The sequence below is a fragment of the Streptomyces albireticuli genome (assembly GCF_021228125.1).
GTDB classification, from domain to species: Bacteria; Actinomycetota; Actinomycetes; order Streptomycetales; family Streptomycetaceae; genus Streptomyces; species Streptomyces albireticuli.
This window is the reverse complement of the sequence record NZ_JAJQQS010000009.1, coordinates 269,354-281,666: the sequence shown is the minus strand read 5'-3', so window position 1 is coordinate 281,666 and position 12,313 is coordinate 269,354. Positions and strand designations below refer to the sequence as shown.

The 12,313-nt window shown below is 73.0% G+C and carries 12 protein-coding genes; 3 read left to right on the top strand and 9 right to left on the bottom strand.

The window, feature by feature from the left end; genetic code table 11:
- Positions 1 to 81 precede the first annotated feature (81 nt).
- Together LUZ64_RS18880 and LUZ64_RS18875 are read right to left on the bottom strand one after the other, a co-directional pair.
- Positions 82 to 1,338, bottom strand: a complete 1,257-nt coding sequence (locus LUZ64_RS18880; RefSeq protein WP_095582882.1) for a sensor histidine kinase — start codon at positions 1,336 to 1,338, stop codon at positions 82 to 84.
- A gap of 54 nt (positions 1,339 to 1,392) precedes the next feature.
- Positions 1,393 to 2,073, bottom strand: coding sequence for a response regulator transcription factor (locus LUZ64_RS18875; protein ID WP_087927846.1), 681 nt, complete (start codon positions 2,071 to 2,073; stop codon positions 1,393 to 1,395).
- Positions 2,074 to 2,536: 463 nt separating this feature from the next.
- Here LUZ64_RS18875 and LUZ64_RS18870 point away from each other — a divergent pair, with 463 nt between their 5' ends.
- Positions 2,537 to 4,075: a peptide MFS transporter gene (locus LUZ64_RS18870; protein WP_095582881.1), complete on the top strand. Its 1,539-nt coding sequence runs from the start codon at positions 2,537 to 2,539 to the stop codon at positions 4,073 to 4,075.
- A gap of 82 nt (positions 4,076 to 4,157) precedes the next feature.
- On the opposite strand, the gene LUZ64_RS18865 is transcribed toward LUZ64_RS18870, so the two are convergent.
- The 5 genes from LUZ64_RS18865 to LUZ64_RS18845 all read right to left on the bottom strand — a co-directional run bounded on the left by LUZ64_RS18865 (position 4,158) and on the right by LUZ64_RS18845 (position 8,960).
- A complete protein-coding gene (locus LUZ64_RS18865; protein ID WP_372472003.1) occupies positions 4,158 to 5,411 on the bottom strand; it encodes a hypothetical protein in 1,254 nt (417 codons plus the stop codon).
- 221 nt (positions 5,412 to 5,632) lie between these two features.
- The gene (locus LUZ64_RS18860) at positions 5,633 to 6,562 is read right to left on the bottom strand and encodes a COG1470 family protein (RefSeq protein WP_232390155.1); all 930 of its coding nucleotides are present in this window, start codon (positions 6,560 to 6,562) and stop codon (positions 5,633 to 5,635) included.
- A gap of 396 nt (positions 6,563 to 6,958) precedes the next feature.
- Positions 6,959 to 7,756, bottom strand: a complete 798-nt coding sequence (locus tag LUZ64_RS18855) for an LPXTG cell wall anchor domain-containing protein (RefSeq protein ID WP_095581591.1) — start codon at positions 7,754 to 7,756, stop codon at positions 6,959 to 6,961.
- A gap of 157 nt (positions 7,757 to 7,913) precedes the next feature.
- Entirely contained in the window at positions 7,914 to 8,408 is a 495-nt protein-coding gene (locus tag LUZ64_RS18850; protein ID WP_095581590.1) for an ATP-binding protein, read from the bottom strand.
- A 183-nt stretch (positions 8,409 to 8,591) separates the two neighbouring features.
- On the bottom strand, positions 8,592 to 8,960 hold the full coding sequence (locus LUZ64_RS18845; RefSeq protein WP_095581589.1) for an STAS domain-containing protein: 369 nt from the start codon (positions 8,958 to 8,960) through the stop codon (positions 8,592 to 8,594).
- Positions 8,961 to 9,199: 239 nt separating this feature from the next.
- Here LUZ64_RS18845 and LUZ64_RS18840 point away from each other — a divergent pair, with 239 nt between their 5' ends.
- Positions 9,200 to 10,090 (top strand): RNA polymerase sigma factor SigF, encoded by an 891-nt coding sequence (locus LUZ64_RS18840; protein ID WP_095581588.1) that lies wholly within the window; start codon positions 9,200 to 9,202, stop codon positions 10,088 to 10,090.
- 112 nt (positions 10,091 to 10,202) lie between these two features.
- Here LUZ64_RS18840 and LUZ64_RS18835 read toward each other — a convergent pair whose 3' ends face one another.
- Positions 10,203 to 10,559, bottom strand: coding sequence for a MerR family transcriptional regulator (locus LUZ64_RS18835; RefSeq protein WP_095581587.1), 357 nt, complete (start codon positions 10,557 to 10,559; stop codon positions 10,203 to 10,205).
- 59 nt (positions 10,560 to 10,618) lie between these two features.
- Here LUZ64_RS18835 and LUZ64_RS18830 point away from each other — a divergent pair, with 59 nt between their 5' ends.
- Entirely contained in the window at positions 10,619 to 11,122 is a 504-nt protein-coding gene (locus LUZ64_RS18830) for a nitroreductase/quinone reductase family protein (RefSeq protein ID WP_095581586.1), read from the top strand.
- A 15-nt stretch (positions 11,123 to 11,137) separates the two neighbouring features.
- Here LUZ64_RS18830 and hutI read toward each other — a convergent pair whose 3' ends face one another.
- A complete protein-coding gene (hutI, locus tag LUZ64_RS18825) occupies positions 11,138 to 12,307 on the bottom strand; it encodes an imidazolonepropionase (RefSeq protein WP_095581585.1) in 1,170 nt (389 codons plus the stop codon).
- Positions 12,308 to 12,313 lie beyond the last annotated feature (6 nt).

Genomic DNA, 12,313 nt, shown 5'->3' with positions numbered 1-12,313 from the left:
GTGCCGTACGGACCCGCGCGGGGTCCGTACGACGCGCCCGGCCGCCGGGGGCACGCGCGCCCGGAGCCGGGCCGCGACGGCTCAGCCGACGCCTTCGCCGTGGTCGTCCGCCTCGCGGCTCAGGAAGAGCGCGAACACCGGCGGGTTCGCCTGGAGGAGCTCCAGCCGGCCGCCGTCCGCCTCCGCCAGGTCGCGGGCGACCGCCAGGCCCAGCCCCGTGGAGTTCCGGCCGCTGACCGTCCGTTCGAAGACCCGGGCACCCAGGTCCGCGGGGACCCCCGGGCCCTCGTCGGTGACCTCCACGACCGCCTGGTTGCCCGTGACCCGGGTACGCAGCGCCACCGTGCCGTCCCCGTGCATCAGGGAGTTCTCGATGAGGGTCGCGAGGACCTGGGAGACGGCGCCCGGGGTGCCGACGGCCCGCAGGCCCGGCTTGCCCGAGCGCACCAGGACCCGGCCCTCGCTGCGCGTCGCGGGCCGCCACTCCTCGATCTGTTGCTTGATGACCTCGTCCAGGTCGAAGGTGACGGCCGAGCTGGACTGGGGGTCGCGGGAGTTCGTCAGCAGCCGCTGGACGACGTCGGTGAGCCGCTCCACCTGGGCGAGGGCGATCGTCGCCTCCTCCTTGACCGTCTCCGGCTCGTCGGTGAGTGTGATCTCCTCCAGCCGCATGGAGAGCGCCGTCAGCGGGGTGCGGAGCTGGTGCGAGGCGTCGGCGGCCAGCCGCCGCTCGGCGGTGAGCATCCGGGCGATCCGCTCGGCGCTCGCGTCCAGGACGTCCGCGACCCGGTCCAGCTCGGGCACCCCGTAGCGGCGGTGGCGCGGCCGGGGGTCGCCCGAGCCCAGGCGCTCGGCCGTCTCGGCGAGGTCGGTGAGCGGCGCCGTGAGCCGGTTGGCCTGGCGCACGGCCAGGAAGACGGCTGCGACCACGGCCAGCAGGGCCACCGCGAGGATCACCAGCAGGGTCCGGCCGACCTCCCGGCTGACCGTGGAGCGGGACTCCTCGACCCGGACGATCTCGCCCTGCTCGCCCTTCTCCGTCGCGGCGATGACCCCGCCCTCGGGGCGGGTGCCGACCTCGATGGAGGGGCGGCCCGGGATGTCGATGCGGGCGTAGCGGTGCTGGGTGATCTGCTCGCGCAGCACGCCCGACTCCACGCGCTCGCGCCCGAGCAGCCGGCTGTCGACGATGCTCACCAGGCGCACGGCCTCGGACTTCACGCTCTCCCGCGCGCTGCTCTCGATCGTCCGGGTCTCGACGAGGACGAGCGAGATGCCGAACACGGCGATCACGACGAGGACGACGGCGAGGGTGGAATTGATCAGTCGGCGGCGCACGGTGCCCTCCGGGCGGTGGTACGAGGAGCAGCCCGGGCGGGCCGCTGCGTCGGCTCAGCTCTTCTCGAAGCGGAATCCGACGCCGCGGACGGTGGCGATGTAGCGCGGGTTCCCGGCGTCGTCCCCGAGCTTCTTACGGAGCCAGGAGATGTGCATGTCGAGGGTCTTGGTGGAGGACCACCAGGTGGTGTCCCAGACCTCGCGCATCAGCTGGTCACGCGTGACGACCCGGCCCGCGTCCCGGACGAGCACCCGGAGCAGGTCGAATTCCTTCGCGGTGAGCTGGAGTTCCTCCTCGCCCATCCAGGCGCGGTGGGACTCGACGTCGATGCGCACGCCGTGGGTCGCGGCCGGCTGCTGGTGGGACTCGACGGCGCCGCGCCGCAGCAGGGCCCGGACCCGGGCCAGGAGCTCGGCGAGCCGGAAGGGCTTGGTCACGTAGTCGTCGGCGCCGGCGTCCAGGCCCACGACGGTGTCCACCTCGTCGGCACGGGCGGTGAGGACCAGCACCGGGAAGCCGTGGCCCTCGGTGCGCAGCCGTCGGCAGACCTCCAGGCCGTCCATTCCGGGCAGCCCGAGGTCGAGGACGAGCAGGTCCACCCCGCCCTTGAGGCCGGCATCGAGTGCCGCGGGGCCGTCTTCGCGGACCTCCACCTCATAGCCTTCGCGGCGCAGCGCGCGCGCGAGAGGCTCCGAGATGGACGCGTCATCCTCGGCGAGCAGTACACGGGTCATGGGGTGATGGTAGTCCGCTCGGGCCCACGTCAGAGGTGCAGTCGGCGCCACCGGGACCAACACTTCACCTCGGCTGAACCGACCCCCGAAAGGGTGTGAATGGTTCCGCATCGGGCTGTGATCCATGTCTCAACTCCTTCCTTTTTCGGGCCAGGTGTGACGTATGGTTACCGGAAGTCTGTAGCACCACCGAGGGACCTTCGGCAGGTTTTCGCACCGAAGGTCTCTGTTGTGCGCGGGGCTGGACCCCCAGCCTTGTTTCACAGTGAATGACCTGGCGGCCGGGTCCGCCGCGCGAAGATGCGCGGTGGGCATGGATCCCGGTGCACCGCCGACCTGCCGGCCCTCACAAGGGCCGAACCCCTGGGGCGTAGGGGGCGGACGGTGCGTGTCCGGTGCCGGCCAACCCCCACCCGGGCGCGCAGCAGCTCCACCGCGCGTCCCGAGCACACAAGGATCGACCATGGCGTCCAGCCTGACGAAGGGCACCGCCGAGCAGGAGAAGACCTCTCCGGGCGCCGGCGGCAGGACCTTCTTCGGCCACCCCCTCGGCCTGGCCCCCCTCTTCCTGACGGAGATGTGGGAGCGCTTCAGCTATTACGGCATGCGCGCCCTCCTCGTCCTCTACCTGATCGCGGGTGGCCCGGACGCGAAGCCCGGCAGTCAGGGCGGCGGTCTGGCGATGCCCGAGGCCGGCTCGGTCGCCATCTACGGCGTCTACGTGGGCATGGTCTACCTGCTCGCCCTGCCCGGCGGCTGGTTCGGCGACCGGATCTGGGGCCCGCGCAAGACGGTCGCCATCGCGGCGAGCGTCATCATGGCCGGTCACCTGTGCCTGGCCATCCCCGGCAAGCCGTCCTTCTTCGTCGGTCTCGCGCTGGTGGCGATCGGCTCCGGCCTGCTGAAGTCCAACATCTCCACGATGGTGGGCCACCTCTACGACGGCCCGCAGGACCCGCGCCGCAACGGTGGCTTCACGATCTTCTACATCGGTGTCAACCTCGGCGCCGGCCTCGCGCCGCTCGTCATCGGCACCGTCGGCCAGACGGTCAGCTGGCACCTGGGCTTCGCGATCGCCGCGATCGGCATGGGCCTCGGCCTGGTCACCTTCCTGCTGGGCACCCGCCTGCTGAGCCCGGAGAGCAGCGTCGTCCCGAAGCCGCTGCCGGCGGACGAGCGCAAGTCCCTCCTGATGAAGGGCCTGCTGTGGCTCGGCATCGCCGCCGTCTTCTACGGCGTCGTCGGGGGCACCGGCCACTTCACGCAGAAGTGGGCCACCATCCCGCTCGCCCTGCTCGGCATGGCCATCCCGGCCGCGGTCCTGATCCGCATCAAGCGTGACAAGGACCTGACCTCGGAAGAGCAGACCAAGGTCACCGGCTACATCTGGTTCTTCGTCGCCGCCGCCGTGTTCTGGATGATCTTCGAGCAGGCGGGTTCGACGCTGTCGACCTTCGCCGAGAAGCGGACCTCGGACACCATCTTCGGCTGGCAGATCCCGTCCACGCTGTTCCAGTCGATCAACCCGATCTGGATCATGACCATCGCCCCGGTCATCGCCTGGCTGTGGCTGTGGCTGGCCCGCCGCGGCAGCGAGCCGAGCTCCACGACGAAGTTCGCGGTCGCCATGGTCCTCATCGGTCTGTCGTTCTTCATCTTCGCCATCCCGATGTCGTCGGCCTCGGAAGGCTCGAAGGCCGGCCCCATGTGGCTGGTGATGATCTACATGATCCAGACCATCGGTGAGCTCTGCCTCTCCCCGGTCGGCCTGTCGCTCACCACCAAGATGGCGCCGGTGAAGTACGCCAGCCAGATGATGGGCGTCTGGTTCCTCGCGGTCACCGCGGGCAACTGCACCACGACCCTGCTGCGCGAGGTCGGCGGCCTCGACCTCAACGGCATCGGCGTGATCCTCGGCCAGGCCACCGCCGCGGTCCTCGCCGCCTTCGCGGTGTGGATGTACCGCAAGAAGATCGAGGCCCTGATGGGCGACGTCCGCTGACGCGGACCGCTGAACAGTGAGGGTGCCCCCGGCGCGATGACGCGCCGGGGGCACCTTCGCGTCCGGGGCCGGTCCGGCGCGCTCACGCCGGGGGTGCCGGAGGCCCCGGCGGGCGGCCGGGCGCCGTGCCCGGGGCGAACCACGGGAGGGGGCGGGGCGGGGAGGCCGCCGAGGAGGCGCTGGAAGGCGGCTCGGAGCCGCCCGGGGCCGCCGGTGAGGGCTTGATGCCCTCGGGCGCCCCAGAGGCCGCCTTACGGGCTTTACGGGCGTTGCGCGCTTTACGGCTCTTCGCGGCCAGACCGGCTTTGCGGGCCTTTCGGGCTTCAGGCGCCCTGCCCGCTTCACCCGTCGCGCCGGCCTTACGGGCCTTACGGGCCTTGGAGGCCGCCTTACCGCGCGCACCGACCTCTCCGGGCCGCAGCCGGTCCACGACCGCCATGCCCGCCCGGAACAGCCCCGCGGGCACCACCACTCCCAGCAGGATCCAGAAGAGCGTCACGCCCCACGGCCGGCTCACGTCCCAGGGCTCTTCGACGAGCAGTTTGTCGCCGTACTTCAGCGACACCAGGTAGTCGCCGTACGCGCCCGCCGCCAGCTCCACGTCCAGCGCGACCTTCGCCCGCCGCCCGGCCGGGACCGTTCCGCGCCACCGCCGCTCCTCCCACGTGGGGGCGAGCACCCCGTGCGACGTGCCGACCCGGAAGACGGGGTTCTCGGCCGCGGTGGTGCCGAGATTGCCCACCGTAAGGACGAGCCGCCGCCTGGGCGGCGCCCCGAACCAGGTGAGGATCCCGCTCGACCCCTCCAGCCGCGCCCCGAGGACGCCGAGGCGCTCCCCGCCGGTCCGCCGGGGCAGCGGGGCGACCGGATGGCCCGCGACGGCGAACGGGGCGTCCACGGCCGCCGCCTCGCCGGTCACGGTCGCCACGTGCACCACGCACGGGCAGGGCTTGGGCGGTGCGGTGACGGGGATGTCCGTACGGAAGGCGCCGCCCGTGCCCGTGGTGACGGTCCGGCCGTCCGCGTTGGCGCAGGCGTTGGTGCCACCGATCATGTTCTGGCCGCAGACGAGCAGGGTGAGCAGCGTTCCCGGCCGCCATCCGGTGCCGCTCACAGTGAGGCTGCCACCCTTGCCGGCCTCCTTACGGTCGAGGGTGACGGCCGGGGTGAGGACCGAGCCGTCGGCGGCGGCCCGGCCGGCGGGCAGCGGGACCAGCGGCGCGGCCGCGAGCAGGGCCACGAGGAGAAGGGCCGGCGCGCGGCAGGGACGCGGGCGGCCGGGGCCCGGGCCCGGGTCCCGGCGGCGGGCCGCGCGGCGGGTTCCCCTCGCGAGCAGGGCCACGAGGAGGACGAGCCGCAGACCGCCGAGGCACGGGCGGACGGGGGCCTTCACGCCCCGGTCGTGACTACGGGCCACGCGGCGGGCTCCCCTCGTGCGCGGAGCTGCGAGCGGAAGGACCCACGCGCGGCCGGGGCCCCGGCTGCGGGCTCCCCTCGCGAGCAAGGCCACGAGCAGAAGGACCCACGCGCGGCCGGGGCGGCGGCGGACCGGGCCCGTCATGGCCGGGTCCCGGCGACGGGGCGCGCGGCGGGCTCCCCGGGAGCGTTCTCCGTGGTGGCCTCCGGGGGTCGCCGCCGGGCCGGGCGGCGGGCGCGCCGGCGGCGGCGTACGAACAGTCCGGCGGCGGCCACCAGGGCGAGGGCGAACCCGCCCAGGGCCGGCAGCGCCCACGGCAGGGGCGTCCAGGCTCCCGTGGCGGAGGCGTGCGCGCCGCCGGGGGCCGTCGCGGTGACCCGGACGTCGACCCGGTCCAGGCGCGGCGCGCCGGGCCACGGCTCGGCCAGCCGCACCCTGCCGCCGGGCGGCAGTCCGGCGGGTACGCCGCTCGCGGCACGGCGCAGGACGGTGCCGAAGAGGCCGTCGGCGCGGATGACCAGGGTCGGGGCGAGCGCGGTGTTGCCGCGGTTGACCAGGGAGTACCGGATGACCGCGCCTGTACCGGCCTTCTCCACGCGGACGTCCTCGACCGCGAGCGCGGCCAGCGCGGGCCCGCCGGTGACACGCAGGGCGAGCGGGACCCGTACCTCCTTGCCGCCGCCGGTCACGACGAGCGCGGCGGGGTGCTCGCCGGGCCGGGCGCCGCTCGGGACGGTCACGGTGAAGGGGACGTCCGCGCGGGTGCGGGGCGGCACCCGCACCCGCTTCGCGGCCAGGGCGACCCAGGGGCCGGAGCCCCGCAGCTCCAGGGAGCGGGGCTGATCCGCGGGGTTGGCCACGGAGAGCCTGTCCTCCAGGACCGCGCCCGGCCCGCCCTCCAGATAGAACGCCGTACGGGCGGGGGTGCTCTTGCCGCCCTCGCCGCCCTCGCCGTTCGTGGCGGGCGCGGCGGTCCAGGGCGGGGGGTCGGCGACGGCGGCGGGGGCGGCGGTGAGCAGGACCGCGGTGGCGGTGAGGGCGCTCAGGGCGAGGCGGGGGCGGGTCGTCATGGGCGGCTCCCTGTACGTGCGCGTACGGCGGGGCGAGGGCGGGGGGCGGGGGGGGCGCCTGCGGCGGGCCTGTTCCCCACCCCGCCCCTTCCCGCTGCATCCGATGTGCGGCTCCGCCGCGTGGCGGGGCTCCGCCCCGGACCCCGGTCCTCAAGCTCCCCGGCTACCGCTGGGGGTGCCCCCGGACGGGCTGATTCGTTGCCCGGAACCGCGAAGGAAAGCCCGCCCGTGGAACCGGGGAAGCGGATCCCGGCACACGGGGAGCGGACCTCCGGCGGGACGAGATCAAGCCCGGCCGGCGATTGAGGCCACCGCGCGGCAGCACGGAACCGGGGGCCCGGGGACCTCCCCGGTATCGGGAAGGGGCGGGGCTGGGGAACAGGCCCGCCGCACCCCCTAACCCGCCGCCCGCTTCCGGCGCGTGAGCCAGAGCGTGCCGGCGACCCCCGCCAACAGGACCGTGCCGCCCAGCGTCCCCAACGCCACCGCGGAATCCATGGGCCCGGTCTGCGGCAACTGGCCGCCGCTGCTGGAACCGGAACCTCCGGTCGTGCTGCCGCCCGACCCGCCCGTGGAGCCGCCCGTCGACCCGCCCGTCGTCGCTCCACCCGTGTCGGAACCACCGGTCGTGGACCCGCCCGTCCCGGAACCGCCCGAGGACGAGCCTCCGGGCAGCTTGACGTCGAGGGTCAGCGAGGGCTTCGGGTTGTTCGAGGGCGTGCACGTGGTCGTCGTGCCGAGCGCCTTGATGGTGAGGACACCCGCGGTGAAGGTGACGGAGCCGGCCTTCTTGGGGGTGTACGTGCCCGACAGGTCACCGATCTTGATGGGCGTATTGGCGGGTATCTTGTCCGCGTTCGGGGGACCCGTCACCGCGACCGTGCCGGACTCCGCGCCGCCGAGCTTGATCAGGGCGCTCGGCTGCATCGCGCCCTTGCCGAGTTCGACGGGGCTGGAGGAGACGCCCTTCTCGAAGGACATGGTGAGCTTGTACGTGTCGCCGCCGGGAGTCGCCTTGATGTCGATGGGCGAGACGGCGCTGCGGTCCCCGATCGGGGTCTTGCACTGGTAGTTCACGTCGACCGTGACGGCGTGCGCGGCCGGGGCGAACAGCAGAATCGTCCCGCCGGCCAGGGCGGCGGCGGCCGCCGTCGCGGCCGTACGGCGCGCGCTGCGGCGTGGTAAGTGGGACACCTCGGGTTCCCCTCTCGTCCGGTGCCGTAGCCGAAATTCACTGACGACACATCAGATCGGGCGCCGACAGTACGCCGGGGACCTTGTGGAGGGAAGACACGGAACGCGCCGCCGTGGACAATCCGGCGGCGCGTTCCGGGGTACGGCGGAGACGGGGTCAGGCGGGAGCGGCGAGCTCCGCCCAGACGGTCTTGCCGGGGCGGCCGTCGTGGCGCACGACCCCCCAGTCGAGGCAGAGGCGCTGCACGATGAACATGCCGTGGCCGCCCGGCCGTCCCGCGCGGTGCGGGGTCCGGGGGGCGGGCTGGCCCGCGCCGAGGTCGACGACCTCCAGCCGCAGCACCTTGCCCGCGCAGCTCACCCGGAGCTCCTCGGGACCGTCGGCGTGCAGGCAGGCGTTGGTGACCAGCTCGGAGACGACCAGCAGGACGTCCTCGGCGGCGGCCCGGTGATCGGCGGTGGCGGCCGGCAGCCAGCCCCAGTCCTGGAGCGCCTGGCGGGCGAAGTCCCGGGACCGGGGCACGGCGCCGCTCACCCCGACCAGGCGCAGGCGGCGGACCTGCCCGGCCGGCGGTGGGGTGACGGGCGAGGCGGCGCCTTCCGCCTCCGGACCGGGCTCGCCCGGCGGCGGGTACGGCCGGGTGGTGCTCATCAGCGCTTCACCTCACCGATTCACCGATTGAGAAATGATGGTCACCTGGCACATTGAACAGATTCAGCAGACTCCTGCCCGACCGAACGAGGGGAACACCCACTTCTTCGGTGCGACACTGTGACGCAGGCAACGCGTGCGTGACACAGGTGACGGGGCGGTGCGGCCGTGGTCACTCGGCGGCTACTCGGTGAGCGCGGCGTCGAGCGTGTCGTGCACGGTGAAGACGGCTTCGGCGCCGGTGATCTCGAACACCCGGGCGACGACGGGCTGCATGGCCGCGAGGTGGACGGCGCCACCGGCGGCCTCCGCGGTGAGGCGGGCGCCGAGGAGCACATTGAGCCCGGTGGAGTCGCAGAACTCCAGCTTCGAGCAGTCGACGACCACCCGGGACAGGCCCTGCGCCACACATCCGTCCAGCGATTCGCGGAGCAGATCGGCCGTGTGGTGATCGAGCTCACCCGCCGGCGTCACGACGGCGCTCTCGCCATGGCGCCGGACCTCAACATTCAGCCGGCCCTTGCTCGCACTGCCGACCATTTCGCGGTCCATGCGCGTCCTTTCTCGTGGGCCTGCGTGGGCGGGGAAAACACTACGCCTTCGCTACGACGTCCGGTAGCCGAACATCCGTTATTTACCCATATAAGAGGACAAGACTCACTTGCTATCCAGTGTGCAAGCCAGGTAGGGCTAGTAGAGGACATCCACCACGGACGGCTTTGGAGGCGCCGCGAACCGCAGCAAGAAGTCATGGCATCGGCGGCCTTATGCCGAGAATGATGGAGGAGACCATGTCACCCCGGCTCGACGAACCGCGCACCGAATTTTCTCGGGAGACCGCCTCGTCGACAACCCCACCCGAGCAGATAGAGCCCGAGAACTGCGGGCTCCCCGACATCCCGCCGTACGACGAGGTGGGACCGGTCGACGCCCGGGCGTTGTCCAAGACGCTCTTCGCGCGGCTCATGGAGCTCGAAGAGGGCACCCACGAATACGCGTACGTACGCAACACCCTGGTCGAACTGAACCTGGCGCTGGTGAAGTTCGCGGCCTCCCGCTTCCGCACCCGCAGCGAGCCGATGGAGGACATCGTCCAGGTCGGCACGATCGGCCTCATCAAGGCCATCGACCGCTTCGAGCTCAGCCGGGGCGTCGAATTCCCGACCTTCGCGATGCCGACCATCATCGGTGAGATCAAGCGCTTCTTCCGCGACACCAGTTGGTCGGTGCGCGTCCCGAGGCGCCTCCAGGAGCTCCGCATCGAGCTGGCCAAGGCCCGCGACGAGCTGGCCCAGCGACTGGACCGCTCCCCCACGGCCGGCGAACTGGCCGAGCGCCTCGGCATCTCCGAGGACGAGGTCCTCGAGGGCATGGCCGCGAGCAACGCGTACACCGCGAGCTCCCTGGACGCCCAGCCGGACGAGGACGACACGGAGGGCGCCCTCACCGCCCGCATCGGCTACGAGGACCACGGCCTCGAAGGCATCGAGTACGTCGAATCCCTCAAGCCGATGATCGCCGAACTCCCGCAGCGGGACCGGAAGATCCTCTCCTTGCGCTTCGTGGCGAACATGACCCAGTCGGAGATCGGCGAGGAACTGGGCATCTCCCAGATGCACGTGTCCCGGCTGCTGTCCCGCACCCTGATCCGGCTGCGGAGGGGACTGACCGCCGAGGAATGACCGCCGCGTTTCCCCGCCGGATACGCGGAGCGCCGCACGGGATTCCGTGCGGCGCTCCGCGCGTCCGCGGCGTTCCCGGCATTCCCGTGTCGCGACGGGAAGCGCGTGGCGGTCACGCCGCCGCCCCCTCCGTCGCCGCGAGCAGACCCGCCAGCGACGTCCGCGCGCCCTGGAGGTCCGCGATGCGCGCGTCGAGACCGTCGAGGTGCTCGCGCAGGTACGTGGCCACGCACGGGTCGAAGGCCGTCGCCTCCGCGCCCCGCACGCACGGCAGGACGTCGCGGATGACACGCGTGGGCAGCCCGGCCGCGAGCAGCACCCGGATACGGCGTACGGTCTCCGGCGCGTCCGCCGCGTAACGCCGGTGGCCGCTGGGCAGGCGGTGCGAGGCGAGCAGGCCCTGTTCCTCGTAGTAGCGCAGCAGCCGGACGCTCACCCCGGTGGTCAGCGCCAGTTCACCGATCTTCATATGACCCGCCCCACATCCTCTTGAATCTCACACGGGTGTGAGAATTTAGCGTTGCGGTCATGACGAACACCGCGGCCGCCACGGCCGATTCCCCTTCCGCCGCTCCCACCGCTCCCGCTGCCCCCTCTGCCGGCGGCAACCCCTTCAACCTCCGCGTCATCGAGGAGTTCCGGGCCAACGCCGGCCGGGTGGGAGGGCGGTTCGCCGGGGTGAAGCTGCTGCTCCTCACCACCCTCGGGGCCCGCAGCGGGCTGCCGCGCACCACTCCCCTCGTCCATCTGGAGGACGGCGCGGGCCGGCTCGTGGTCTTCGCGTCGAACGGCGGGTCGCCGACCGCCCCGGCCTGGTTCCACAATCTGACGGCCTCGCCCGAGGCGATCGTGGAGGTCGGCGCGGAACGCCGTGCCGTACGAGCCCGGCTCGTGGACGAGGCCGAGCACGACGCGCTGTGGGCCCGTCAGATCGCGGTCGATCCGGCCTTCGCGGACTTCCGCGAACGGGCGCTCCGGGCGGGACGGACGACTCCCCTGGTGGCGCTGGAACCGGTCACGCCGTCGCACTGAGGCTCCCGGGCGCCGTCAGAGCTCGCGGACGCCGCGCCGCCACACCGCCGAGACCAGGGGGACCCCCGGGCGGTAGGCGAGGTGGACGTGGCTGGGGGCGTCGAGCAGGGCGAGGTCGGCCCGGGCCCCCGGGGAGAGCCGGCCGATGTCGGTACGGCGCAGGGCCGCCGCGCCGCCCGCCGTGGCGGCCCACACGGCCTCGTCGGGGGTCATCCCCATGTCACGGACGGCCAGGGCGACGCAGAACGGCATCGAACTGGTGAAGGACGAGCCGGGGTTGCAGTCCGTGGAGAGCGCGACGGTGGCACCCGCGTCGAGGAGGCGGCGGGCGTTCGGCCACTGGGCGCGGGTGGAGAACTCCGCGCCCGGCAGGAGGGTGGCCACGGTGTCACCGCTCGCGAGGGCGTCGACGTCGGCGTCGGTGAGGTGGGTGCAGTGGTCGGCGGAGGCGGCGCCGAGCTCGACGGCGAGCTGGACGCCGGGCCCGTAGGACAGCTGATTGGCGTGGACGCGGGGGACGAGGCCCCGGGCGGCGCCCGCGGTGAGGATCGTACGGGCCTGGTCGCCGTCGAAGGCGCCCTTCTCGCAGAAGACGTCGATCCAGCGGGCGTGCGGGGCGCAGGCGTCCAGCATCGGGCCGGTGACGAGGTCGACGTAGCCAGCCGGGTCGTCGGCGTGGTCGGGCGGGACGATGTGGGCGCCGAGGTAGGTGACCTCGTCGGTCTGGGCGGCGGCGATGCGCAGGGCGCGCGCCTCCTGCTCGACGGTGAGGCCGTAGCCGGACTTGGTCTCCAGGGTGGTGGTGCCCTGGCGCAGCGCCTCGCGCAGATAGCGGCGGAGGTTGGCCGCCAGCTCCTCGTCGCTCGCGGCGCGGGTGGCGGCGACGGTGACACGGATGCCGCCGGCGCTGTAGCTCCTGCCGGACATCCGGGCGTTGAACTCGGCGGTGCGGTCGCCCGCGAAGACCAGGTGCGAGTGGGAGTCGACGAAGCCGGGGAGCACGGCCCGGCCCCCGGCGTCGACGCGTTCGTCGGCGGCGGGTGCTCCACCGACCGTACCGACCCAGGCGACGCGGTCACCGTCGACGACGACCGCCGCGTCCTCGATCAGGCCGAGGGGGCCCGCACCGAGGGACGGGTCGTTGGTGACGAGACTGCTGATGTTGGTGATGACCGTGGTCGCCATGGGCGG

Coding starts and splice junctions, on each gene's coding strand:
- LUZ64_RS18875 (WP_087927846.1), bottom strand. CDS start 2,073: ATGACCCGTGTACTGCTCGCCGAGGATGACGCGTCCATCTCGGAGCCT.
- LUZ64_RS18870 (WP_095582881.1), top strand. CDS start 2,537: ATGGCGTCCAGCCTGACGAAGGGCACCGCCGAGCAGGAGAAGACCTCT.
- LUZ64_RS18860 (WP_232390155.1), bottom strand. CDS start 6,562: ATGACGACCCGCCCCCGCCTCGCCCTGAGCGCCCTCACCGCCACCGCG.
- LUZ64_RS18850 (WP_095581590.1), bottom strand. CDS start 8,408: ATGAGCACCACCCGGCCGTACCCGCCGCCGGGCGAGCCCGGTCCGGAG.
- LUZ64_RS18845 (WP_095581589.1), bottom strand. CDS start 8,960: ATGGACCGCGAAATGGTCGGCAGTGCGAGCAAGGGCCGGCTGAATGTT.
- LUZ64_RS18840 (WP_095581588.1), top strand. CDS start 9,200: ATGTCACCCCGGCTCGACGAACCGCGCACCGAATTTTCTCGGGAGACC.
- LUZ64_RS18835 (WP_095581587.1), bottom strand. CDS start 10,559: ATGAAGATCGGTGAACTGGCGCTGACCACCGGGGTGAGCGTCCGGCTG.
- LUZ64_RS18830 (WP_095581586.1), top strand. CDS start 10,619: ATGACGAACACCGCGGCCGCCACGGCCGATTCCCCTTCCGCCGCTCCC.
- hutI (WP_095581585.1), bottom strand. CDS start 12,307: ATGGCGACCACGGTCATCACCAACATCAGCAGTCTCGTCACCAACGAC.